Source organism: Thalassospira sp. CH_XMU1448-2, assembly GCF_037027285.1.
Classification (GTDB): domain Bacteria; phylum Pseudomonadota; class Alphaproteobacteria; order Rhodospirillales; family Thalassospiraceae; genus Thalassospira; species Thalassospira profundimaris_C.
Map to the genome: position 1 here is coordinate 512,496 of NZ_JAYMEA010000001.1, position 23,010 is coordinate 535,505.

At 55.5% G+C, this 23,010-nt stretch carries 20 protein-coding genes; 13 read left to right on the plus strand and 7 right to left on the minus strand.

Annotated elements, in window-relative coordinates:
• Positions 1–60: 60 nt before the first annotated feature.
• Positions 61–1,638 carry an aldehyde dehydrogenase (NADP(+)) gene (locus WA318_RS02440; protein ID WP_336079851.1) on the minus strand — a complete coding sequence of 526 codons (1,578 nt, stop codon included), beginning with the start codon at positions 1,636–1,638 and terminating at the stop codon, positions 61–63.
• Positions 1,639–2,062: 424 nt separating this feature from the next.
• Between WA318_RS02440 and catB the strand changes: the two genes are divergently transcribed.
• The gene (gene catB, locus WA318_RS02445; RefSeq protein WP_336079852.1) at positions 2,063–2,698 is read left to right on the plus strand and encodes a type B chloramphenicol O-acetyltransferase; all 636 of its coding nucleotides are present in this window, start codon (positions 2,063–2,065) and stop codon (positions 2,696–2,698) included.
• Positions 2,699–2,882: 184 nt separating this feature from the next.
• On the opposite strand, the gene WA318_RS02450 is transcribed toward catB, so the two are convergent.
• Positions 2,883–3,614: a GntR family transcriptional regulator gene (locus WA318_RS02450; RefSeq protein ID WP_114096499.1), complete on the minus strand. Its 732-nt coding sequence runs from the start codon at positions 3,612–3,614 to the stop codon at positions 2,883–2,885.
• Between the two features lie 316 nt (positions 3,615–3,930).
• On the opposite strand from WA318_RS02450, the gene WA318_RS02455 reads away from it, so the two are divergent.
• The 5 genes from WA318_RS02455 to WA318_RS02475 all read left to right on the plus strand — a co-directional run bounded on the left by WA318_RS02455 (position 3,931) and on the right by WA318_RS02475 (position 8,947).
• Complete coding sequence (locus tag WA318_RS02455) at positions 3,931–5,016, plus strand: ABC transporter ATP-binding protein (RefSeq protein WP_114096500.1); 1,086 nt, start codon at positions 3,931–3,933, stop codon at positions 5,014–5,016.
• A gap of 41 nt (positions 5,017–5,057) precedes the next feature.
• Positions 5,058–6,374 carry an ABC transporter substrate-binding protein gene (locus WA318_RS02460; RefSeq protein WP_114096501.1) on the plus strand — a complete coding sequence of 439 codons (1,317 nt, stop codon included), beginning with the start codon at positions 5,058–5,060 and terminating at the stop codon, positions 6,372–6,374.
• A gap of 130 nt (positions 6,375–6,504) precedes the next feature.
• Positions 6,505–7,362 (plus strand): ABC transporter permease, encoded by an 858-nt coding sequence (locus tag WA318_RS02465; RefSeq protein WP_114096502.1) that lies wholly within the window; start codon positions 6,505–6,507, stop codon positions 7,360–7,362.
• A gap of 2 nt (positions 7,363–7,364) precedes the next feature.
• On the plus strand, positions 7,365–8,192 hold the full coding sequence (locus WA318_RS02470; RefSeq protein WP_114096503.1) for an ABC transporter permease: 828 nt from the start codon (positions 7,365–7,367) through the stop codon (positions 8,190–8,192).
• The gene (locus tag WA318_RS02475) at positions 8,189–8,947 is read left to right on the plus strand and encodes an aspartate/glutamate racemase family protein (RefSeq protein WP_114096504.1); all 759 of its coding nucleotides are present in this window, start codon (positions 8,189–8,191) and stop codon (positions 8,945–8,947) included. Before WA318_RS02470 ends, WA318_RS02475 begins: the two co-directional genes overlap by 4 nt.
• Positions 8,948–9,025: 78 nt before the next feature.
• Here the strand turns inward: WA318_RS02475 and WA318_RS02480 are convergent, their stop codons facing one another.
• Both WA318_RS02480 and WA318_RS02485 read right to left on the minus strand, forming a co-directional pair.
• Positions 9,026–9,697, minus strand: a complete 672-nt coding sequence (locus WA318_RS02480; RefSeq protein ID WP_114096875.1) for a FadR/GntR family transcriptional regulator — start codon at positions 9,695–9,697, stop codon at positions 9,026–9,028.
• 113 nt (positions 9,698–9,810) lie between these two features.
• Positions 9,811–10,644: a sulfite exporter TauE/SafE family protein gene (locus WA318_RS02485; RefSeq protein ID WP_114096505.1), complete on the minus strand. Its 834-nt coding sequence runs from the start codon at positions 10,642–10,644 to the stop codon at positions 9,811–9,813.
• A 235-nt stretch (positions 10,645–10,879) separates the two neighbouring features.
• Between WA318_RS02485 and WA318_RS02490 the strand changes: the two genes are divergently transcribed.
• The 7 genes from WA318_RS02490 to WA318_RS02520 all read left to right on the plus strand — a co-directional run bounded on the left by WA318_RS02490 (position 10,880) and on the right by WA318_RS02520 (position 20,446).
• Positions 10,880–11,824 (plus strand): tripartite tricarboxylate transporter substrate binding protein, encoded by a 945-nt coding sequence (locus WA318_RS02490; RefSeq protein ID WP_114096506.1) that lies wholly within the window; start codon positions 10,880–10,882, stop codon positions 11,822–11,824.
• The gene (locus WA318_RS02495; RefSeq protein WP_114096507.1) at positions 11,821–12,372 is read left to right on the plus strand and encodes a tripartite tricarboxylate transporter TctB family protein; all 552 of its coding nucleotides are present in this window, start codon (positions 11,821–11,823) and stop codon (positions 12,370–12,372) included. Before WA318_RS02490 ends, WA318_RS02495 begins: the two co-directional genes overlap by 4 nt.
• Before the next feature lie 15 nt (positions 12,373–12,387).
• On the plus strand, positions 12,388–13,911 hold the full coding sequence (locus WA318_RS02500) for a tripartite tricarboxylate transporter permease (RefSeq protein WP_114096508.1): 1,524 nt from the start codon (positions 12,388–12,390) through the stop codon (positions 13,909–13,911).
• A 21-nt stretch (positions 13,912–13,932) separates the two neighbouring features.
• A complete protein-coding gene (locus tag WA318_RS02505) occupies positions 13,933–15,531 on the plus strand; it encodes a gamma-glutamyltransferase family protein (RefSeq protein ID WP_336079859.1) in 1,599 nt (532 codons plus the stop codon).
• Between the two features lie 346 nt (positions 15,532–15,877).
• On the plus strand, positions 15,878–17,650 hold the full coding sequence (locus WA318_RS02510) for a glucan biosynthesis protein (protein ID WP_336079861.1): 1,773 nt from the start codon (positions 15,878–15,880) through the stop codon (positions 17,648–17,650).
• A 64-nt stretch (positions 17,651–17,714) separates the two neighbouring features.
• Complete coding sequence (gene mdoH / locus WA318_RS02515; RefSeq protein WP_336079862.1) at positions 17,715–19,793, plus strand: glucans biosynthesis glucosyltransferase MdoH; 2,079 nt, start codon at positions 17,715–17,717, stop codon at positions 19,791–19,793.
• 158 nt (positions 19,794–19,951) lie between these two features.
• A complete protein-coding gene (locus tag WA318_RS02520; RefSeq protein ID WP_336079864.1) occupies positions 19,952–20,446 on the plus strand; it encodes a hypothetical protein in 495 nt (164 codons plus the stop codon).
• Positions 20,447–20,702: 256 nt separating this feature from the next.
• Here the strand turns inward: WA318_RS02520 and WA318_RS02525 are convergent, their stop codons facing one another.
• The 3 genes from WA318_RS02525 to WA318_RS02535 are packed head-to-tail and all read right to left on the minus strand — an operon-like array spanning position 20,703 to position 23,001.
• On the minus strand, positions 20,703–21,596 hold the full coding sequence (locus WA318_RS02525; protein WP_114096512.1) for an SDR family oxidoreductase: 894 nt from the start codon (positions 21,594–21,596) through the stop codon (positions 20,703–20,705).
• Between the two features lie 23 nt (positions 21,597–21,619).
• On the minus strand, positions 21,620–22,426 hold the full coding sequence (locus WA318_RS02530) for an enoyl-CoA hydratase/isomerase family protein (protein WP_336079867.1): 807 nt from the start codon (positions 22,424–22,426) through the stop codon (positions 21,620–21,622).
• 44 nt (positions 22,427–22,470) lie between these two features.
• Positions 22,471–23,001 (minus strand): thioesterase family protein, encoded by a 531-nt coding sequence (locus WA318_RS02535; RefSeq protein ID WP_114096514.1) that lies wholly within the window; start codon positions 22,999–23,001, stop codon positions 22,471–22,473.
• Positions 23,002–23,010: the final 9 nt, after the last annotated feature.

Genomic DNA, 23,010 nt, shown 5'->3' on the forward strand with positions numbered 1-23,010 from the left:
AATGAAAAAGGGCGCGCCCGATCTGGACGCGCCCTTTTTTGTTTTGTGGGTAGCAGGTGCCTAGTTCGGCATCTGCCATTTGCCATTGACCAGACGCGGGATGTTCAGCGGGTTCGCATCCTTGATCGGTGCCGGAAGCAATGCATCCGGGAAGGCCTGATAGGAAACCGGACGGACAAAGCGTTTGATCGCCAGCGACCCGACAGAGGTTGCGCGCGAATCCGTGCTTGCCGGGTATGGGCCGCCATGAACCATGGAATGGCAGACCTCAACACCGGTCGGCCAGCCATTGATCAGAATACGACCGGCACATTTTTCAAGTGCAGGACGCAGGGCGGCTGCGGTATCGGCATCGGCATCAACCATGTGGATGGTGGCGGTCAGCTGACCGATCAGGGTTGCGGACAAAGCAACCATTTCGGCAACCGAGTCACATTCGACAATGATACCCGCCGGGCCAAACATTTCCTCGGCCAGTTCCGGATTGGCTTTCCAGTTGGCAGCGGTGGTGCGGAAGATCGCCGGGCTGCCTTCGAATTTGCCATCGCTATCGCGACGTTTCAGCGGGCAGGTGACGCTGGCATGTTTGCTCATGGCGTCGGTCACTTCGTGATAGGCGCTTGAGACGCGATCCGTCAGCATCGCCGCACCGCCAACCTGGCCAAGTTCGGCTGCGGCGGTTTCAACGAATGTTTCAAGATCCGCACCCTTAAGCGCGATCAGAAGACCCGGATTAGTGCAGAACTGGCCAACACCCATGGTCAGCGATCCGACCCAGCCCTTGGCAATGTCGGCAGCCTTTTCACCCATGGCTTGGGGCAGAAGGAAGACCGGGTTGTTCGAGCCAAGTTCGCCATAGAACGGGATCGGTTCCGGGCGGGAAACGGCGATGTCAAACAGCGCACGGCCGCCACCGGTCGAACCGGTAAAGCCGACAGCCTTGATCAGCGGATGGGCAACCAGTGCCTGACCGACCTTGCGCGTGCCACCATGGATCAGGCTGAACACACCTTTGGGCATGCCGGTTTTGATCACGGCAGCTTCAATCGCCTTGGCAACCAGTTCGGACGTGCCGGGATGGGCGGCATGGCCCTTGAAGACCACCGGGCAACCCGCAGCAAGGGCGGATGCGGTATCACCGCCTGCGGTCGAAAAGGCCAGCGGGAAGTTGGACGCGCCAAACACGCCAACCGGACCCAGTGCCTTGTTCATCACACGGATATCAGGCTTTGGCAGCGGCTGACGATCAGGCTGTGCGGTTTCAATGCGCGCTTCGAACCATGAACCTTCTTCGATCCAGTCGGCAAAGAAACGCAGCTGGCCAACGGTACGGCCGCGCTCGCCGGTCAGGCGTGCAGCAGGCAGGGCAGATTCAAGATTGCCGATCTCGGTGATGGCATCGCCACGGGCATCAATTTCATCTGCAATCGCACGCAGGAATTCTGCGCGTTTTGCCGGCAGCATCGAAGCAAATTCTTCGGCGCAGGCCTGTGCGGCCTCGACCGCGTGATTGACGATTTCTTCGGTGCCGTGCTGGAATTTGGTCGGGAGCTTCTCGCCGGTTGACGGATTGTCAGCCTGGAAGACATCCGGGCCGTTGATCCATTCGCCTGCGATATAATGCTGTCCACTAAGCATGTGGGTCTCCTGTGGGGTTATGTCCTGTGCCTGACGGGGCGTGCGCAATGCTCTTTGACCTGTCCGGATGATCGAAACCAATCCGCGACTCCTATGCGTGGATTGCCTCGAACGGACAGGCCAAATGGCGCAGCCTTGATAAACTGAGCGCAGCTTAGTTTCCCGGACCACAGATGTAAACATCATACAATATTATAATACTGCGGCGCCGCCGCGAAAGCTGCATGGGCAGACATTAACAGAGCACGGAGAGTGCGTCGAATATTTTATACAATCTTATGGCCGATACGACTTGTAATAATTAATTCAGTCGGTTAACACAGCAATCTGCTCCATTTTCGCGGCCGACATTATGTCGGTCACAGTGCTGCCTGTCCACGCAGGCGACATCGCCGGCCAAGTGCTGGCGTAAAATGGATTTATCATGACGAACTATTTTCAAAGCCCGTTCAAGGGCAAGCTCCTATCCGAACAGGTTACCAATCCGAATATTGTCGTTGGGCGTTACAGCTATTATTCCGGCTATTACCATGGCCACAGCTTTGATGATTGTGCCCGCTACCTGATGCCGGATCGCGATGATGTCGACAAATTGATTGTCGGCAGCTTCTGTTCCATCGGTACGGGGGCTGTCTTTATGATGGCGGGTAATCAGGGGCACCGGAACGACTGGATATCGACCTTTCCATTCTTCTTTATGGACGAAGAGCCTGCATTTTTCGATGCGCAAAGTGCCTATCAGCCTGCCGGTGATACCGTTATCGGCCACGATGTCTGGATCGGGGCAGAAGCGATGATCATGCCAGGTGTCAAGATCGGGGACGGGGCCATGATTGGTTCGCGCGCCTTGGTAACAAAGGATGTCGAACCATATTCCATTGTTGGCGGCAATCCTGCGCGGGTTATTCGCAAACGATTTTCCGATGACGACATCAGAAAACTTCTGGAAATGGCATGGTGGCATTGGGATCTTGATCAGATCAGGGCGGCCATGACACTTTTGACGTCAGGTGACATCGAAGGTCTTTATGCCTATTGGCAGACGTCACGGGCGGTCTGACCGCGACAGGGAAAGGCGGGATTTTCGCGCCTTTCCCAATCATCAGACTTTTACCTTAGGACTTGAAATACCCAACAAGGCCGAAAAGGAAATCACCTGATACGCATCGCAAATGACGCGTGACGATTGACAGGTGTGGATCACTGCAATCGGTGACAGTGTCGGGATGGCGGGCTTTTGGTGGTCAGCTGGCTGCCGATTTTGGCGTGCGGCCAAAGATGCTGGCGAAATCGGTCTTGCCCGGTTTGGGGCGCTGAAGCTGCAGGCGGTCACGAATGGCATCAAGATGGCGTGACATTTCCGCTGCGGCAATATCCGGATCACCACTTGTCAGCGCCTTTAGCAGTTCGTCATGTTCGGTGTGCGAGCAATCAACGGGGTGCGGGCTTTCATACATCGCAATGATCAGTGATGTGCGCAGGATCAGGCGTTCAAGAAATTCCTCGATCACCAGATTGCCGGTCAGGCGAGCCAAAAGCAGATGGAACTCGCCCGACAGGATGATGGCGGCGCGGTGATCGCCGCGATGATGGGCATCATGTTCGCGATCAAGATGGTTTTTGATCTGGGCTGCGCGTTCGTCGGTCATGCCAAGGGCAACCTTGCGGGCAACGCCGTCCTCGATCATGCGCCGGGCGGAAAAGACTTCGATGGCTTCGTCAATGGTCGGTTCGGAAACAAAGGCACCGCGATTGGGAACAAGATTGATCAGCTTGTCATGGGCCAGCTGAAGAAATGTTGCACGAATGCGCGCACGGCTGACGCCAAAGGTCTGGGCCAGATCTTCTTCCACCAGTTTCATGCCCGGTTCGAGACGGCGATCAAGGATCGCGTCGAGCATTTCCTGATAGATCATTTCCTCCGGGCGCAGCTTCCCGCTGCCTTTATAGGTGCCGGTTTCTTCGGCCTTGGCCATCGTGACGATGCTTTCCGTCGTTCATGTTTTCGCGCGATGGTTTCTTTCTACAAAATTGTTGACGATCTAGACAACAGAAAATCGCGTCCGACGGATTTTGATCTTGCCAAATAATTGCATGTAAAATGCCCAACAAAACCGGTATGCGTAAAATTTGAACAATTAATGGGCATAAAACATGCAACGTCTCTGCCCTATACAGCCAGATTACCGGTGACTCCCGCATAAAACTGCCAATAAAAACAATTGGCACGCATTTTGCCTGCAATCGACAACAGGATTGTTAACAATTTTGCATGCAGTGACGGGTGAGCGGATGAAGGGCAACGGAGCCATCGAACTAATTGCTGTCAGTAAATTCTATGGCAGCACGCAGGCGGTCAAATCCATTGACCTGCAAATTCCGGCAGGGGCGTATTGCTGTCTGATCGGCCCGTCGGGCTGTGGCAAGTCGACGACGCTGCGCATGATTGCCGGTCACGAAGTGATCAGCGAGGGCGATCTTCTGATCGGGGATCGCAATGTGACCGAACTGCCACCGGTCAAACGCGGCACCGCAATGATGTTTCAGAATTATGCGCTTTTCCCGCACATGACCTGTGCGGAGAACGTTGCCTTTGGCCTCAAGATGCAAGGTGTCTCCCCATCGGATCGTAAAGATCGGGCCAAAGAGATGCTGGCCCGGGTCCAGATGGAGCAATTTGCAGATCGCAAGCCCGACCAGCTCTCTGGTGGTCAGCAGCAGCGCATTGCGCTTGCCCGTTCGCTGATTACCGAACCGTCTGTTTTGCTGCTTGATGAGCCGCTTTCGGCCCTTGATCCGTTCCTGCGGGCACGGATGCGCGACGAGTTGCGCCGCCTTCAGCAGGAACTGGGCATTACCTTTGTCCATGTCACGCACGCCCAGGACGAGGCGCTTGCGTTGTCGGACATGGTTGTCGTGATGGAAGACGGCATCATCCGCCAGAAAGGCACGCCGCAGGAAATCTTCAATCAGCCGCGGTCGCGCTTCATTGCCAATTTCATGGGCGGGCAGAACATCTTCAAAGGCACCGTTTCTGAATCCGGTCCGGCAGGCACCCTGCTTGCGCGTGGACCAGACAGCTTTTTCCTGCCGGGCTTTGCCGATGGCAAGGCGGGCGAGGAGCTTGAATTTACCATCCGTACCGACCTGATCGGTCTGGATGAAACGGCCCCGCAAGAGGCCCAAAACGGGCAAATCCCTGTCGAGATCACCACGGTCGAGTATCTCGGCCTTTGGGTAAGGATCGTTGCTACCACAAGCGACGGCAAGGAAATAACCCTGATGAAGACCGAAAGCGAATTTCGGCAGGCGCCAGTCAGGCGACAGGACAAATTCATCGCCTATTGGAAGCCCGAACATGCACATGTTCTGGCCTAAATAACCAACCAAACCAAAACAATCTATCAGGAGTGCTTCACATGACGATCGAGACCAAGAAATCCAGGAAGAATTTGCTGAGCGATACCGGTGTATCGCGCCGCGGTTTTGTTAAGGGTGCAGCCGCTGTTACGGGTGCAGCCATCGGTTCTGGTGCCATCACCGGCTTCCCGACCATCTGGGCGCAGAACATCAAGAATGTGACCCTGCGCCAGTTCGGTACGGGCGTTTCGAACATCAACGCGGTTGCTGACAAGGTCAAGGAAGACCTTGGTTTTACCCTTCAGATGACCGCCCTTGATTCGGATGCCGTTGCCCAGCGTGCGGTCACCCAGCCGAACTCGTTTGATATCGCCGATATCGAATACTGGATTTGTAAGAAGGTCTTCCCGGCTGGCACCATGCAGCCGATGGACACCACCAAGCTGAAAAACTACGAATATATTTCCAAGCTGTTCATCGATGGCAAGCTGACCCCGGATTCAGAAATTGCACAGGGTACTGCCCCGCATACCGTCGGCTTTGTTGAAGGTGCAGACAGCGTCAAATTTGCGTCGGCTCCGACCCAGTGGATGACCCTGATCCCGACCATTTACAATGCCGATACGCTTGGCATTCGTCCGGACCTGATCAGCCGTCCGATCACCAGCTGGGCCGATCTGCTTGACCCGGAATTCAAGGGCAAGGCATCGATCCTCAACATTCCGTCGATTGGCATCATGGATGCGGCGATGGTGTGTGAAGCCATGGGCGAAGTCACCTATGGCGACAAGGGCAACATGACCCAGGAAGAAATCGACAAGACCATTGCAGTCATGATCGATGCCAAGAAAGCCGGTCAGTTCCGCGCCTTCTGGAAGAGCTTCGATGAGTCGGTCAACCTGATGGCGTCTGGCGAGGTTGTCATTCAGTCCATGTGGTCCCCGGCAGTTGCCGCCGTGCGTTCCAAAGGCATCGCATGCACCTATCAGCCGCTTAAGGAAGGCTATCGTGCATGGGGCGGCGGCATCGGTCTTGCCAAGCATCTTTCGGGTCTCGAGCTTGAAGCTGCTTACGAATATATCGACTGGTACCTGTCGGGCTGGGTTGGTGCGTATCTTAACCGTCAGGGTTACTACAGCGCCGCACCGGCAACCGCGAAGAAGTTCATGTCCGAAGACGAATGGGGCTTCTGGATGGAAGGCAAGGCTGCACAGGGCGATATCCTCAGCCCCGAAGGCAAGGTCATGGAGAAAGCCGGCGCGGTTCGCGATGGCGGTTCCTATGAAGAGCGTATGGGCTCGGTCGCGTGCTGGAACTCTGTCATGGACGAGAACAAGCACATGGTCCGCAAGTGGAACGAATTCATCGCTGCCTAGGCGCGCGAGAAAAGACATTGATCGGGCGCGGTTCTGGCCGCGCCCGGCACCCCCGGTTAATAAATTTCAGTTGCCCGACTATTCCGTTCATGCGGCAGGTTTTCAGGGACAGAGCTTTTAGGGACAGGCAATGGCTTTTGATACGTCCAAACGATCGTCCTATTTTCTGATCACGCCAATGGCGGCGATCTTTGCGATCTTTCTTGTCATTCCGTTGCTGACCATCGTGATTGTCAGTTTCTGGGATTATGACGAATACCGGATCCTGCCCGACTTTATTTTGGATAATTACAGCTATTTGCTGGGGTCTTCCGTGACCTGGAAGATTTATCTCAATACTTTGAAATATGCCGCGCTGACCTGGGTCTTTACCCTGTCGATCGGCTTTACGGTTGCCTATTTTCTGGCGTTCCATGTGCGCAGTCTGACCTGGCAGATCGTGCTTTTCATGCTGTGCACGATCCCGTTCTGGACATCAAACATCATCCGCATGATTTCGTGGATTCCGTTCCTTGGCCGCAATGGTCTTTTGAATTCGGCACTGCTCAATCTGGGAATTGTCGATCAACCGCTTGAGTTCCTTCTGTTTTCCGATTTCGCAGTCGTGCTGGCAGATGTGCATCTCTATACCCTGTTCATGGTCGTGCCGATTTTCAATTCCATGATGCGTATTGATCGTTCCCTGATTGAGGCGGCGCGTGATGCCGGTGCCAGCGGGTTTGAAACCCTGCGTTCGGTGATTGTGCCGCTGTCCAAGCCGGGCATTGCCATCGGATCAATCTTTGTGATCACGGTGGTGATGGGCGATTTCATCACGGTCCGTTTGATGAGTGGCGGGCAAAGTGCGTCGGTCGGTTTGCAGATTTCCAACGAGATCGGGCTTTTGCAATATCCCGCAGCGGCGGCCAGTGCGGTCGTGCTTCTGATTACGGTATTGCTGATTGTGGTCGGGCTTTTGCGCCTTGTTGATATCCGGAAGGAGCTGTGATCATGGCCAAAACGCGTGAACGGCGTCCGACAAGCTTCTATTTTCTGGCAGCCTTTTTCACCCTGTTCGTCCTGTTCCTTTATGGGCCGATGCTGACCATTTTCATTCTGTCCTTCCAGGGGGAGAATGGTGGTCTGACCTTCCCGATGAACGGGTTTTCATTCCACTGGTTTGGCAACCTGTTTGAACGGCAGGCGGTGGGCGATTTTGGCGGGTCCTTTACCAGATCGCTCAAACTTGGCCTGATTGTCATGATCGTGACTGTTGTGGTTTCGTTCATGGCTGGTCTGGCATTTCGTCGCCGGTTCCGGGGTGACAGCATCATTTTCTATCTGGCGATTGCCAGTCTGATTGTGCCATCGATCCTGATTTCGCTGGGGATCGGATTGCTGTTCAATATCGTTGAATGGCAACCGCAATGGTTCACATCCGCCCTTGGGGCGCATCTGACATGGACCTTCCCGTTCGGGCTGCTGATCATGTTTGCGGTATTTAACCGGTTCGATCCGTCTTATGAGGAAGCCGCGCGCGATCTTGGGGCAAGCAACTGGCAGACGATCCAGTATGTGGTGCTGCCGATGGTCGGGCCGAGCCTGATTGGCGTTGCGATGTTCTCGTTCACGCTTTCCTATGACGAGTTTGCCCGCACCCTGATGACGGCCGGGTCGCTTAATACCCTGCCGCTTGAGATTTATGGCATGACGACAAACGTGACCACGCCGGTTCTTTATGCGCTGGGCACGGTGACAACCGGATTCTCGTTCCTGGTGATCGGGATTGCGTTGGGATCGGTGCTTTTGATGCGTCGTCGCAAAGGGCAAAAAGCATGAGCCGTATCGCTGTTATCAATCCCAACCTTTCGGCGGGATTTACCAAAAAGGTCGGCGATCAGGCGCAAAGGATTGTGGCAGCACAGACCGGTATCATTGCCCTTAATCCGCAATTTGGCCCCGACAGCATCGAAGGATATTACGACGAGGCCTTTGCCAGTGTCGGATTGCTTTCCGTGATCCGTGATCTGGAAGCAGCACCCGAACAACTGACCGATCCGGTTGGCGGATATGTGGTGGCCTGCTTTGACGATACGGGGGTGGATGCCGCCCGATGCCTGACGACAGCGCCGGTCATGGGATTGTGCGAGGCGGCCCTTCGTATGGCAGCCGCTGTGGCGTCACGATTTGCAATTGTGACCCCGATGCCGGTGTCGGTGCGTCCGCTTGAACATCTGGTGTCGAAATACGGGGCGGCATCGCAATGCGTGGTACGGGCGGCCGGTGTCAGAACCCTTGATTTCGAGGGTGCAAATGCGGCCGTGGCCTATGACGCGCTTAAAAAACAGGCCGAGCTTTGCCTTCGTAATGATTATGCCGAGGCGATTGTTCTGGGCTGTGCGGGTATGACCGACATTGCAGATCGCCTGCATGCGGAACTTGGTGTGCCGGTTATTGACGGGGTCAGTGCGGCGGTCAAAATGATCGAAGCCATGGCTATGCTGGGATTGCGGACCAGCAAGGCAGGGGCCTATGCCAAGCCACCGGGTAAAAGTTATCACGGCATTTTTGCGGACTTTGCACCGCAACCCTGAGCCAACCCGGATCGTAAATCAAACAGGCCCGTCAAATTGCGGGCCTGTTTTTTGGGGGGGGCAATGTCGCCTTGGGGCCTAGCTTTGCTTAAGGGCCTGTTCGACCTGTGCCAGATGGCGGCGCATCGCGTCTTCGGCTGATTTGGGGTCACGCTGTTCGATGGCGTCGACAATATCACGATGCTGGGCGCTCAGATCGTTGATCAGGCTGTCGGAATGGCTGCTTTCGCGCAGTCGTGCCCATGCCGCATCACGCCGCACGGCATTGACGGCTTCGAACACGGCCAGAAACAGGGTGTTTTTAACCGATTCCGCCAGTTTCTGATGGAAAGCTGCGTCCCACTTTTCATATTCGCCCTGAGTGGTGGCGCGGGCGGCGTTATCTACCATGATCCGCATCGCATCAATATCGGCCTGCGATGCGCGCAGGGCGGCAAAGCGTGCCATGGATGGTTCGATTTCCTGGCGGACTTCCATGATTTCAAAGGGGCTGGTTTTGGTGGCAATGCCTTCAAGCTTGCGCAGACGTGGTGTGGGCGGAGTGCCGACGAAAGTACCTTGTCCCTGTCGACGCCAGATCAGGCCTTCTGCTTCCAGAAGATCAAGCGCCTTGCGCAGCGCCCGGCGTCCGACGTCAAGCTGTTCGGCCAGATTGCGTTCGGCGATTACCCGACCGTCTTTGACATATTCACCGCGGGCAAAACCGGATTTAAGCTTTTCAGCCAATCCGTGGGTCGCAAGGTCATTCATGGTCACTATTCTTTTTTTATGGCGTTCCCTGTTTCCGAACCAATCCGCACCTATTCTTGCGAGGTGCCATTTCCCAGAGGACTGGTTCGGATCGAAAGTCTTGATCCTGGATGTCAGTTAAGCAGATCGTAGAACATCCGCAAAGAGGTTACCGCCAGAAACAGGCCGAAACACATGCGCAGTGCCCGTCTCGGGATGGTATGTGCGATGCGCGCACCAATCGGGGCGCACAGAACCGTCATCGGGATCAGAAGGGCCGCTGCCAGAACGTTCACATAACCGATTGAGAAGGGCGGGCGTCCGTCTACGCCGATACCTGACATGGCATATCCGATTGTACCGGGCAGGGCGATGATCAGGCCGATGGCCGCCGCCGTTCCGACCGCGCGGCGGATGTCATAGCCGAGGAAATTCAGGACGGGGACACAAATGGTTCCGCCACCAATCCCCATCATGGCAGACAGGCTGCCCGCCAGAACGCCAAGAACCGCCCAGACAGATTTGGGCGGGTTTTTCGCCTCGTCGGTTTCACGGTCCTTGACCAGTATCATGTTAGCGGCAACCAGCAGAGCCACAACGGCAAAGACAATGGTCAGAACCCGGCCATCGGCAAGGCCGCCAATGGCCGTACCGATGATGACGCCGACAACAATGGCCGGGCCCCAATGTTTCAACAGGGCAATATCGACCGAGCCTTTTTTGTAATGGCTGCGGGTCGAGGAAATGGCGGTTGCGATGATTGTCGTCAGCGAGGTGGCGACCGCAACCTGCATGCGGAGCGACTCGTCAACACCCATGGTTGTCAAAAAGTGATAGAGCACCGGGACAATAACAATCCCGCCGCCTACGCCCAGCAAGCCTGCCATAATGCCGCCAACAACGCCGGCAAACAGCATTGCAGCGCCCCAGACCAGATAGAGGCTCATGGTGCCTTCGATTTCAATCATTTCGAACCAATCCAAACCAATTTTTGCGGTTATTTGCTATTTGTACTAACGCCAGACGGGACTGTTTGGCAACGATTTTGCGTAAAAAAGCCACGTATAAGGCGAAAAATACGTGGTTTAGCGTTTTTGGGGTTGCGAAGACAAAGTTACGATGACAACAATATGTCGACAAAATGAAGGAACCAAAAAATAATTGGTTTCGATTGATCCAGTTCATTTATCAGGAGGCACTGAGATGTTCCGCAAGATTGCCGTTGCCGCCGGTCTGATGGCAGCCGCCATTGCAGGCCCAGCGCAGGCACAGGACTATCCCGAAAAACCGATCGAATTCATTGTTCCGTGGGGCCCGGGTGGCGGTAGCGACACGTTGATGCGCCTTGTCGCACAGGGTCTTGCTGAGGAAACAGGTCAGGCAGTGCCTGTCATCAACATGCCCGGTGTTGGTGGTAATATCGGTTTGGCCGAATTCGCCAAACGCCCGGCAGATGGTTATACCATTTCCCAGATCCACGAAGGTTTGCTGATTTCCAATGGTACAGGCATCACCGACCTGAACTGGGACAGCTTCATGCCGATCGCGCTGGTGACCTCGTCGCCGCAGTATCTGACCTTCTCCAAGAACGAGAACTTCTCGACCTTTGAAGAAATGGTCGCCTTTGCCAAGGATCATCCGGGTGCGGTTCGCGCCGGTGTGACCCTTGCCGGTGTTCCGCATCTTCACATGGCGATGATCGAAGATGCGTTCGACATCCAGTTCTCCTATGTCGGTTACGAAGGTACCGGTCAGCGTATCCGTGCACTGGTTGGCGGTAACATTGATGTTGCCATCGGTGACGTATCCTCTGCCGGTCAGTTTGTTGAAAATGGCGATCTGATCTTTGCTGCCGTCGGTATGCCGGAACGTACCGCAGACGAGCCGAATGTTCGCACCTTCAAGGAACTGGGCCATGATCTTGATCTGGCTGTGACTCGTGGTGTTGTTCTGCCCAAGGGTACCCCGCAGGATGTTGCTGATGCCCTTGAAGCCCACCTTGAAAAAGTCATGCAGAACGAAGACGTTCGCACCAAAATCAAGAATGTCGGCTCCGAAGCTGTTTTCCTTGGTCAGGACGCTTACAAAGCCTATCTCGGCAAACTGTCCGAGACGGTTGATCGTCTGGTTGGCAAGCTCGCAGGATGACGAGCGGGTCTGAGAAATCAGCAGCAGCGGGTGCACTTGCACCCGCTGCTTCTCGTGCTAGGACCGAATTTGCACGGCTGGTTTCCTACGTCGTTTTCGGGCTGGGTTCGGTCTATTTGTCGATGCGCGCGGGTGAGTTGCCGACGTCACGCTGGGAACCGCTGGGGGCCGGGTCATTCCCGCAACTGGTCTTTGCCGTTCTGGCAGGCCTGTGCCTGATTTCAGCGATTCGCGCGGTCATGGATATTCGCAAGGCCGGACAGCTTGATGGTCTTGCCGCAGCACTTTGTGGCTGGGTCAAGGTTCGCAGGATCTCCTTCGCCCTGTTCGGCTTGCTGGTTGCCTACCTTGCTGTCTTGCCGTTTGCCGGTTTCTCGCTGGCGACATTTGTCTTTCTGCTGATCACCCAGCTGATGATCGCAGGCATTTCGAAAAAGACCTTCATTCAGTCCGTGGTCGCCGCCCTGATTTTCTCGGTTGGCTTGAACCTGCTGTTTGCAGAAGTCTTTAACGTATTTCTCCCGCGCGGCGTGCTGTTCGCGGGCTAACAGAAGTTTACGATCATGTTGGATGCATTTCTTGCCGGTGCCCATCAGGTTTTCGCATTCGATACCCTGATTTACATGCTGATCGGTTCCGTGGCCGGGATCGTCGCAGCCGCCATTCCCGGCTTTACCGTGACCATGGCCATCATCCTGACATTGCCGCTGACCTTTACCATGGACCCGCTTCAGGGGGTTTCGGTGATGTTGTCGGTTTATGTCGGGGGTTATACCGGGGGTCTGATCAGTGCGGCTCTTCTGGGTATTCCCGGAACGCCAAGTTCGGTTGCCACGACCTTTGATGCCTTTCCGATGGCACGCGGCGGGGAGCCGGGACGCGCCCTTTCACTTGGTGTCTGGGCTTCGTTTTTCGGGACAGTGATTTCCACCATCATCCTGATTGTTGCCGCCCCGCCGTTGGCGCTGATCGCGGTTAAACTTGGTCCGTGGGAATATTTCTCGCTGATCGTGTTTGCCCTGACGATTGTTGCAAGCCTTGTGGGCAACTCGTTGATGCGTGGTCTGATTGCCGGTGTCATTGGTCTTGGTCTTGCGACCATCGGGCCGGATCCGATGATGGGGCGCCCGCGTCTTACATTTGAGTCCGACATCCTGATGCCGGGTCTGCCGTTCCTGATTGTCCTGATCGGTATTTTTGCTATCAGCCAGCTGATGGGCGAGGTTGAGGATCACGGCAAAAAAGACACCAAGGGGGCACTGATCCCCGACGTGATCGAATTCAAGACCTGGGCTGTGATGCGCGAAGTTCTGATGCATCCGGTCAATCTGGTACGTTCGTCGCTGATTGGTGTGTTTATTGGTGCCTTGCCGGGTGCCGGTGGATCAATTGCCAACCTGCTGGCTTATGACCAGGCCAAGCGCAGCTCCAAAACGCCTGAGGAATTTGGCAAGGGCAACCCGGACGGCGTGATCGCATCCGAGGCTGGAAACTCTGCCACGGCGGGTGGCGGACTGATCCCGATGATTGCATTGGGTATTCCGGGATCGGCGGTTGATGCAATCCTGATGGCGGCTCTTATGGTGCATGGCATCTCGGTGGGTCCGCGTCTGATCATGGATAATGCGGATCTGGCCTATGGCATGTTCGTTGCGATGATTGTCGCCTCGCTGATGATGCTGGTGGTTTGTGTGCTGTCGATGCGTCTGTTCCTGCGCGTGACCGACATTCCCAAGCAGTTCATTGTGCCGACAGTGATGATTTGCTGTGTGATCGGGGCCTTTGCGCTCAATAACCGGGTGTCTGACCTTTATCTGCTTGGTGCGATCGGTCTGGTCGGTTACGGGTTGAAGTCGCTTGATTACCCGCTGGCACCGCTGGTGCTTGGTGTGATCCTTGGTCCGATCGCCGAGACCAACCTGCGTCGCGCGCTGATGAGCGACGGTGACTGGACTGTATTCTTTACCCGTCCGATTTCGGCGGTCTTGCTGGCTGCTGCCCTGCTGTCTGTTATCTTCAGCGTTCGCTCGGTTCTGAAGATGCGTAAAAAAGACCGTCCTGCCACCGATGAACAAGACGGCGATTAAGCCCACGATCAGGAGACTCCAATGAAACTTCGTCACGACGCGCTTTATGCCTCACGCCGGTCACCGGTTCTGGCGCGCAACATGGTTTCCACATCCCAGCCGCTTGCGGCACAGGCCGGTCTTCGCATGTTGCTGGCGGGCGGGAATGCTGCCGATGCGGCGCTGGCCTCGGCCATTGCCCTGACCGTGGTCGAGCCGACCGGCAACGGACTTGGTTCCGATGCCTATGCCATCATCTGGGATGGCAAGGAACTGCATGGTCTGAATGCGTCGGGTCGGGCCCCTGCGGCCTGGAACCCGGAACGCTTTGCAGGCCAGGACACGATGCCGCAGCGCGGATGGGAATCGGTCACCACACCGGGGGCTGTATCTTCATGGCGTGCGATTTCCGAGAAATTCGGCAAGCTTCCGTTTGAAAAGCTGTTCGAACCGGCCATCGAATATGCATCGCGTGGCTTTGCAGTATCCCCCATCATCGCGACCCTTTGGGAAAAGGGTGGTGATCTTTTGGGCAAGCAGCCGGGCTTTGCCGAGGCCTTCCTGCCCGGTGGCAAGGCCCCCAAGGCGGGCGAGCTGTTTGTCAACAAGGCTGCTGCTGAAAGCCTGATCGATATCGCCGAAACCAAGGGCGAGAGTTTCTATCGCGGCAAGCTTGCATCGAAAATTGCGGCTTTTGCCCGTGAAAATGGTGCAGCCTTGTCCGAAGAGGATCTTGGCAATCATCAGGCTGACTGGGTCGGGACGATCTCGCAATCGTTTGGCAAGGTGAAGCTGCATGAAATTCCGCCAAACGGGCAGGGGATTTCAGCCCTGATCGCGCTGGGGATCCTGCGTCATACCAATATCGCAGATTATGAACCCGATTCCACCGAGGCGCTGCATCTTGAAATCGAAGCGATGAAACTGGCCTTTGCCGATATGCGGGCCTATGTCGCCGATCTTGACTACATGACCGACGTCACGGTCGAACATCTTTTGTCCGATGACTATCTGAAATCCCGTGCCGCCCTGATTGATGCCAACAAGGCCCAGGATTTCAAAGCCGGTGCACCAAAGCATGGCGGGACGGTTTATGTGACTGCGGCGGATGAAAGCGGCATGATGGTGTCCTTTATCCAGTCGAACTATATGGGCTTCGGGTCCGGTGTTGTGGTGCCGGGAACCTCGATCAGTCTGCAGAACCGGGGTCACGGTTTCAGCCTTAAAGATGGTCACCCCAACTTCGTCAAAGGTGGAAAACGTCCGTTCCAGACCATCATTCCGGCCTTTTTGATGGGCGATGACGGCAACCCGATCATGAGCTTTGGTGTCATGGGTGGACCGATGCAGGCACAGGGGCATTTGCAAATGACCTTGCGCACCCAGCTTTGGGGACAGGATCCGCAAACGGCTGTCGATGCACCGCGCTGGCAGGCTCTTTCGGGGCTTGAGGTCGCTGTTGAAGCCTCGGTCGGTGCTGATGTGATCGAGGCCCTGAAGGCCAAGGGGCATGCGATCAAGGTCGAGGCACCTGACAGCACCAATTTCGGTTTTGGGGGCGCACAGCTGATTGCCAGGACCGATGCCGGATATGTGGCTGGTTCTGATCCGCGCAAGGATGGTTGTGCGGTTGGCTACTGATTACAGAACAGATTTTCAGATCGGCATTCGCAGTCATCTGAATACCCGGCCGGCCCAGAAATGGGTCGGCCTTTTCTTTTTTGAACTGTTGCGAGTCAGGCCAAAGGGCACCTGTGGATTTCCGGATTCTGTCAAGATGCAAATCACCGCATTTCAGGGGGATAGCCCATGCAAAAATGGCGTTTCGTGCAATCGACATCCGGGTATAGAGCATTCTGTCATGGCGGAGTGCCAGTTCGGGCTTTGCGGATTCTTTCCCTGATGGCGACACATTCCTGCCCTGTTTTTTGTGCACAAGCACAATCAACAAATCGAAAAAATCCAATGGTTGGTAGCGTATACAGGCATGACGCAATATTTTCCTCAGCGCACAGCGCTGGCCCTAAAACATGTTTTTCTGGTCGCTTTGGCGTCCGGAACTGTTTTGCTTGGCGCGTCATTGCCGGCATCTGCACAGGCCAATGACCCTGCAGCCGTAACGACTGATCCGGCGGCAGCATCGGTATCAGACGCGTCCGGGCCTGTTGCACCCGCTGCAGCACCGGAAACAGCAGCACCGCAGAATGCGGGAGATGAAGCCGTAACCGTAACCGATAGCCAGGAAAATGATGCAGCACCGGGCACGCCACAGCCCGAGGATGAGCAAAAACCTGTGGTGAGCGCACCGGTCATGTTTGATCCGGAAATGGTGATTGATCGGGCACGTAATCTGGCCAAGGCACCGTTTGAAAATCCGCATCGCGAATTGCCCGATGTTCTGGCCAATCTGGGTTCTGATGATTACGACCAGATCCGCTTCAAGTCGCAGCGCGCCTTCTTTAATCCCGATAATTCGGACTTCTCGCTCGAGCTGTTCCATCCGGGCAACATGTATGATGTGCCGGTTGCGATCAATCTGGTGCGCGACGGCGAAGTACAGGTCATTCCGTTTTCGGCCGGTCTGTTTGATTTCGGCAAGACGGGCCTGTCGGGCAATGATTTCTCGACACAGGGCTATGCCGGTTTCCGTCTGCGTTATCCGTTATCCAATGTTGATAGCAGCGATGAACTGACCCGGTTCCTTGGCGCGTCCTATTTCCGTCTTCAGGGCGAAGGACAGTCTATTGGCCAGATGGCGCGCGGCCTTGCGATTGATCTTGCCGGACCAACCGGCGAGGAAATCCCGGTCTTCAAGGAATTCTGGATCGTTGAACCCAAAAAGGGCGATCAGACGATCACGGTTTATGGCCTTCTCGACAGTGCACGCGTTACCGGTGCCTTCCGGTTTGACATCAAACCGGGTACGCGCAGTCAGGCCGATGTGAAAGCCAATCTGTTTTTCCGCGATGGTGTGGAAAAGATCGGTATTGCGCCGCTTAATGGCATGTTCCTGTTTGGTGAACAGCGTCGCCGGTCGTTTGATGACTATCGCGGCGAGGTGCATTCAAGTGACGGGCTTCTGATCAATAACGGGCGCGGCGAATGGTTGTGGCGACCGCTTGATAACCCGGTTCATCTTCAGATGAGCTCGTTTCTGGATGAAAATCCCATCGGGTTCGGACTTTTGCAGCGCGACCGGAATTTTGACCATTATCAGGACCTTGATCGCCGGTTTGATCGCCAGCCCGGATATTGGGTAAAGCCCAAGGGAAAATGGGGCAAGGGCCATGTCGAGCTGGTCGAAATTCCCAGCCCGTCTGAAACCAACGATAATATCGTTGCCTATTGGGTGCCTGAAACCAAACCGGTTGCAGGCGACGAGATGACAATGGAATACAGCATCACCGCAATGCGCGACGGTGGTGGATTGCATGATCTGGCACAGGCCACCGACACGCGCCTGATGCGGATTGCATCGCAAGGCGATGATGACGCGGGCCGGGCGCGGTTCGTCTTGAATTTTGCCGGTGGTGATCTGGATTATTTCATCAAGGATACCAAGAACCTGCACGCTGATGTCAGCGCATCGGAAGGCAGGCTTGAGAATATCCGCGTGATGCCGGACCCCGAAAATGGCGGTGTGCGCGTGTTCTTTGATCTGGTCGATGACAGTGATGCCGCATCAAGCAATTTGCGGGTGTTCCTTTTGCACAAGGACAAGGTCCTGAGCGAAACATGGACCATGCCCTGGGTCTTTTAAACCAGAACCGGCCCGCCCGTGATCCCGTGCCTTTATGAATGACTCGACAATCAGGTAAATGCAGATGAGTCAGATTTCTGACCCGGCAAATGACAAGACCCAGACAACCATATGTGATCCGACCGTCCAGTTGCGTGGACCGGGCGTTGGTCAACGACGTCTGTTTTTGTTCGGGGCCTCGATTGCCGCAACGGCCTATGCCGCATGGTTGATGGCCGATGTTCTGGGTGCGGATCAGCTGACCATCATGGAAATGGTGGTGGTGGCGTTCTTTACCATCAACTTTGCCTGGATTTCGTTGTCCTTCTTTACCGGGATTGTCGGATTGATCCTGCGTGGTCTGAAGCTTGATGCGATTACGCTCAAGCGGCTTAAACCGATTGTGCGCAAAGGGTCACTGCGATCCAAAAACGTTGTCGTCATCCCGGTCTACAACGAAGACCCCAATCGCGTTTTTGCAGGGCTTCGCGCCAGTTACGAAAGTCTGGCCGAGACCGGCGAAATTGATGCGTTTGATTTCTTTGTTTTGTCTGATACCCGTGATCCCGATATCTGGATTGCCGAGGAACTGGCATGGGCGAAGGCTTGTACTGACCTGAATGCGCGCGGCAAGATATTCTTCCGCCGCCGGACCGAGAATACCGAACGCAAATCCGGAAATCTCAAGGAATTCTGTGAAACCTATGCGACCAATTACGATCATATGATCGTGTTTGACGCCGATAGTGTGATGTCGGGCGAGGCCATGGTGAATATGGCCTATCTGATGGAAAACAACCCCGATGCGGGGATCATTCAAAGTCCGCCGCAGCCGACCGGACGTCAGACCCTGTTTGCGCGCATTTTACAGTTCATTTCGCGCGTGCATGGGCCGACCATGTCGGCGGGTTTGTCATTCTGGTGCATGGGCAGTTCGAACTATTGGGGCCATAATGCGATCATTCGCACCAAGGCCTTTATCGAATGCTGTGGTCTTCCGGTTCTGTCGGGCAAACCGCCAATGGGTGGTCATATCCTGAGCCATGATTTTGTCGAGGCCGCCTTTATGCGCAAGGCCGGATGGCGGTGCTGGCTGATCCCGCAGCTTGAAGGCAGCTGGGAAGAACTGCCGCCGAACCTGATTGACTTTGCCATTCGCGACCGCCGCTGGTGTCAGGGCAATATGCAGCATGCGCGCCTGATGGTGGCGCACGGATTCAAACCGCTCAGCCGTTTGCATTTCTTTATGGGGGTGATGAGCTTTGTTTCATCGCCGCTCTGGCTGCTTTTGTTGCTCAGCTCGACCATTGCGACCCTGCAAAACACGCAACTGACCTATAGCTTCTTCCCGGGGCATTTCACCATGTTCCCGCAATGGCCGGTGGACCGGTCGTTTGAAATGCTGGTGCTGCTGATCTTTACCATTGGCATGCTGGTTCTGCCCAAGATCATCTCGATCCTGATGGTATGTCTGGGACGGGACCGCAAAAAGTATGGTGGCGTCATGGTTTTGGTCAGTGGGTTGCTGGAAACCGTCTATTCCGCCTTGCAAGCGCCGATCATGATGATGCTGCATTCTCAGTTCGTGTTTTCGGTTTTGACCGGCAATCAGGTTGGCTGGGATGCGCAGGAACGCGATGATGCCGGTGTGCCATTCAAAGCGGCCCTTAAAACCCATCGGACGATCATTGTGATCGGCCTCATCTGGGGGGCGGTGGCGATCTTTGTGGATACGGCGTTTTTCTGGTGGCTGTCGCCCATTCTGGCCGGTCTGGTTCTGTCGCCCTGGCTGACCCATTATTCAAGCAGCCTTGCGATTGGCAAGCTGGCACGCCGGATGAAGCTTTTCCTGACACCGGAAGAATATGACAGCCCCGATGAGCTGCGCGCACTTGCCCGGATCGGTTCGGAGCTTGCCGGGGGTGACGTCAAGGACGGCCTGATGCGCCTAATCGAGGATCCTTATGCCAATGCGCTGCATTCAGCATTGCTTCCGGTGCGCAAACCGGATGCGCGCACGACGATTGAAATCGGGATCATCTATGAAAAACTTGCGCGTCTGGGGATTGAAAGCCTGACCCGGGATGAAAAAATCCTGATCCTGTCCTGGCCGGTCAAGCCGCTGGACCAGATCATGGCAGGGCGGGATGTCAACGGGCCCTGAACGGACCAACAGTCCGACCAAGTAATTGTTTTAATGGAATCTTGTGCGCCACAAAAACGCCCAGATTCGAGCAAATTATCCCGCGTTTTTTCGGCGAAGCTTATTCTTAACGAAGCGTTAATTGCCGATGATCGTTTACTGCCCGGAGGGCCGAATACATGACCGACATGACCGTTGCATCACAGGGTTTTTCCTATGCCGCATTTGAGTCGGCGGCGATGACCCGTCTGATTGAAGACACCGCGCGCGCCTGGCTTCGGTCTTTCGGATTGTCCGACGCACAGGCCAATCAGCGCATGATCAATGCCTTGCGCGAAGCACTGGCGGCTGACAGCGTTGCGGCCCATGATCGGGCAAATATGCAGGATATTCTTGATCAGGCAGCACATGACGCGATTGCCGACTGGCTGACACGTGTGACCGGTCAGCAGGATTGCTATGGTTCGGCGTCGTTTTCGATGTTGCGCTGTGCGTTTCTTTCGGCCAACCGTGATGGCATCTGGTCAAGCCGGTTCCTTGATCAGGACAGTGATCATCGTGATCTTGCCATGGCTCTTTCGGTACAGATGATGTTGCCGACACCAAGCCTTAAGGCTTGCGAGATGCCGCGCCAATCTCTGGAAAAGCGGGCACTTGAACGCCGGGCTTCGTAACCCGGTAAATCCTTCGCGCCTTACGCTTTTTCATCTTTACCCTCAACGTTAATGCGTTTCTGCGAAGGTAGGCACCGCCCGTCATGTGGCGGTGTCTTTATGTGTGGCTGACGGCATTTTCCCAAAAAAGAACCCGCCCAAAGGGCGGGTTTAGTTCAGCGGGCGAGAGAGCCCGATTTTCCGTGTGGATCATCCACGTTCGTCAAATCAGGCCCCTACCAGACGTCGGGGCACACACTTCCCCGACGCCAAATCGTCAGGCAGCCTTGTGAAAACTGCCCAGTTTCGTAAGAAGCCTGGCAACCTGCGGGTCGTTCTTTCCATTGCGATCAAGCTCAAGGAAGAAGTCCGGATAGGGCGCTTTGCCCGGCGTCAGGTTGTAGGGTTCAAAATCGGTAATGCCGATGGCTTCAAGGACGGACTCATCGGTAAAGAACCCGCCAGTCACATCCCGTGACGGTGCCGTCAGGATCGCATGCGCCGCATCGGCCAGAATTTGCGGCGTGCGTGCGCGGCCCTGTTCCAGACCGGGGATCATGTTTAGCGCTGCTGTTTCAATCACCGTGACGGGCCAAAGAGAGTTCACAGCAACGCCTTCATCGGCAAATTCGGCGGCCAGACCCAGGGTGACCAGACTCATGCCGTATTTCGAAATGGTATAGGCCGTGTGATTGGCAAACCATTGCGGTGACAGGTTCGGCGGTGGCGACATGGTCAGGATATGCGGGTTATCCGATTTCAACAGATGCGGCAGGCAGGCCTGCGCGCAGGCAAAGGTTGCCCGCGTATTGACCTGATGCATCAGATCAAAGCGTTTCATCGGTGTCTGCAAAGTCGGCGTCAGATTGATCGCGCTGGCATTGTTGATCAGGATATCGATGCCGCCGAATGTTTCGACAGTTTTGGCAACGGCCTCGGCAATCTGGTCTTCTTCGCGGATATCGGTCTTAAGCGGGAGCGCCTTGCCACCGGCTTCCTCGATCTCGGCAGCGGCACTATGGATGGTGCCGGGCAGTTTCGGATGCGGTTCATCGGTTTTGGCAATGATGGCGACATTGGCCCCGTCGCGCGCTGCACGAAGGGCGATTTCCTTGCCGATGCCACGCGATGCACCGGTGATGAAAAGTGTTTTGCCTTTAAGTGTGGCCATTACTTCTGTTCCCTGAATTCTTTTTATGATTTGCCAAAGCGGGGCTGACGTTTTTCGACAAAGGCGGTGACGCCTTCGCGGAAATCGTTGCTTATGGCGCAATCGGCGAAGGCTTTGGCTTCGGCTGCGAGCTGATCGGCAAGACCGGCCTCGGGGGCGGCATTAAGAAGTGCCTTGGTCCGGGCAATCGCACCACGCGGGCCGGATGCCAGACGGGTTGCATATTTTGCTGTTGCCGATGCCAGCAGATCGGCGGGCACAACCTTGTTGATCAGGCCGCAATCATGGGCTTCGTCTGCACTGAAACGATCCCCAAGAAGGGCAATTTCCTTGGCCTTTTTCATGCCGACCAGACGGGTCAGTGAATGGGTTGATCCGCCGTCGGGCGAGGTGCCGATATGGATATAGGCAAGGGTGAAAACCGTTTCCTCGGCGGCGACCGCAAGATCACAGGCATTCATCAGGCTGATGCCAAATCCGGCAACCGCCCCTTCAAGCTTGGCGATAACCGGGCAGGGAAGGGCGTTGATGCGGGTGATGATGTCATGAACGCGATTGATCATGGCTTCGATGACTGGCCGGGCTTCGTTGGCGGGGGATTGGGACATCTGATGGAAGAATTTCACATCACCGCCCGCCATGAAGGTGCCCCCCGATCCTTCGATGATCACCGCACCGATTTGCGAAATCCCGGCTTCGATCTGATCAAGGGCGTCGGACAATCCTTGGACCATCGACTGATCAAGGGCATTCATCCGGTCCGGCCGGTTCAGTGTGATCGTTGCGATCTCGTCGGACATATTCAGCAATACAGCTTCATTTGACGTCATGTGACTTCCTCCCGCGGTGTTTTCCGCTTTATTGATCGCGTGCCTTAGATCGCAAGTCGGGCTTCGATTGCACTTTCCATATCCGGCCATCCGGATAGCCAGTCGGGCATGATCGGTGATGTTTGATCCGCACCGACCCGACGACAGACTTCCTCGGGCGGGATGATGCCCTGGGGGCCAACAAAGACGGCCTTTACGACACCAAGGGCGAGTGTCTTGCCCTTGGCGACAAAGCGTTGTTCCAGATAGAAACCCTTGTCATCCCAATAGAGTGCCCGGGTTTCGAGCGAGAATTTCTGAAACGGCTTGATCGCGCGTTTGAACCGCATGGTGGTGCCCGAAACAACCGGTTGCCATTTGTGCTTGAACACCTGCTTGGCGATACCATTGCGCACAATCAGTTCGGTCCGGCCCAGATCCATCAGGGCGAAATACCGCGAATTGGTCATATGGACATTGATATCAAGGTCCAGCGGCCATGCGCGAAACTGCAAGCTCGACGGATCAAGCGGATAAAGGCGGGGCCGCAACAAGGACAGGATCACAACACGGATCAGTCGGAAAATCAGGTTCACGACGCTGCT

Excerpts from the sequence above, each read along its gene's own strand:
- WA318_RS02475 (WP_114096504.1), top strand. The coding sequence starts at position 8,189 with ATGAGCCGTATCGCTGTTATCAATCCCAACCTTTCGGCGGGATTTACC.
- WA318_RS02490 (WP_114096506.1), top strand. The coding sequence starts at position 10,880 with ATGTTCCGCAAGATTGCCGTTGCCGCCGGTCTGATGGCAGCCGCCATT.
- WA318_RS02450 (WP_114096499.1), bottom strand. The coding sequence starts at position 3,614 with ATGGCCAAGGCCGAAGAAACCGGCACCTATAAAGGCAGCGGGAAGCTG.
- WA318_RS02505 (WP_336079859.1), top strand. The coding sequence starts at position 13,933 with ATGAAACTTCGTCACGACGCGCTTTATGCCTCACGCCGGTCACCGGTT.
- WA318_RS02465 (WP_114096502.1), top strand. The coding sequence starts at position 6,505 with ATGGCTTTTGATACGTCCAAACGATCGTCCTATTTTCTGATCACGCCA.
- WA318_RS02440 (WP_336079851.1), bottom strand. The coding sequence starts at position 1,638 with ATGCTTAGTGGACAGCATTATATCGCAGGCGAATGGATCAACGGCCCG.
- WA318_RS02520 (WP_336079864.1), top strand. The coding sequence starts at position 19,952 with ATGACCGACATGACCGTTGCATCACAGGGTTTTTCCTATGCCGCATTT.
- catB (WP_336079852.1), top strand. The coding sequence starts at position 2,063 with ATGACGAACTATTTTCAAAGCCCGTTCAAGGGCAAGCTCCTATCCGAA.
- mdoH (WP_336079862.1), top strand. The coding sequence starts at position 17,715 with ATGAGTCAGATTTCTGACCCGGCAAATGACAAGACCCAGACAACCATA.
- WA318_RS02485 (WP_114096505.1), bottom strand. The coding sequence starts at position 10,644 with ATGATTGAAATCGAAGGCACCATGAGCCTCTATCTGGTCTGGGGCGCT.
- WA318_RS02470 (WP_114096503.1), top strand. The coding sequence starts at position 7,365 with ATGGCCAAAACGCGTGAACGGCGTCCGACAAGCTTCTATTTTCTGGCA.
- WA318_RS02480 (WP_114096875.1), bottom strand. The coding sequence starts at position 9,697 with ATGAATGACCTTGCGACCCACGGATTGGCTGAAAAGCTTAAATCCGGT.
- WA318_RS02460 (WP_114096501.1), top strand. The coding sequence starts at position 5,058 with ATGACGATCGAGACCAAGAAATCCAGGAAGAATTTGCTGAGCGATACC.
- WA318_RS02495 (WP_114096507.1), top strand. The coding sequence starts at position 11,821 with ATGACGAGCGGGTCTGAGAAATCAGCAGCAGCGGGTGCACTTGCACCC.
- WA318_RS02530 (WP_336079867.1), bottom strand. The coding sequence starts at position 22,426 with ATGACGTCAAATGAAGCTGTATTGCTGAATATGTCCGACGAGATCGCA.
- WA318_RS02525 (WP_114096512.1), bottom strand. The coding sequence starts at position 21,596 with ATGGCCACACTTAAAGGCAAAACACTTTTCATCACCGGTGCATCGCGT.
- WA318_RS02510 (WP_336079861.1), top strand. The coding sequence starts at position 15,878 with ATGACGCAATATTTTCCTCAGCGCACAGCGCTGGCCCTAAAACATGTT.
- WA318_RS02455 (WP_114096500.1), top strand. The coding sequence starts at position 3,931 with ATGAAGGGCAACGGAGCCATCGAACTAATTGCTGTCAGTAAATTCTAT.
- WA318_RS02500 (WP_114096508.1), top strand. The coding sequence starts at position 12,388 with ATGTTGGATGCATTTCTTGCCGGTGCCCATCAGGTTTTCGCATTCGAT.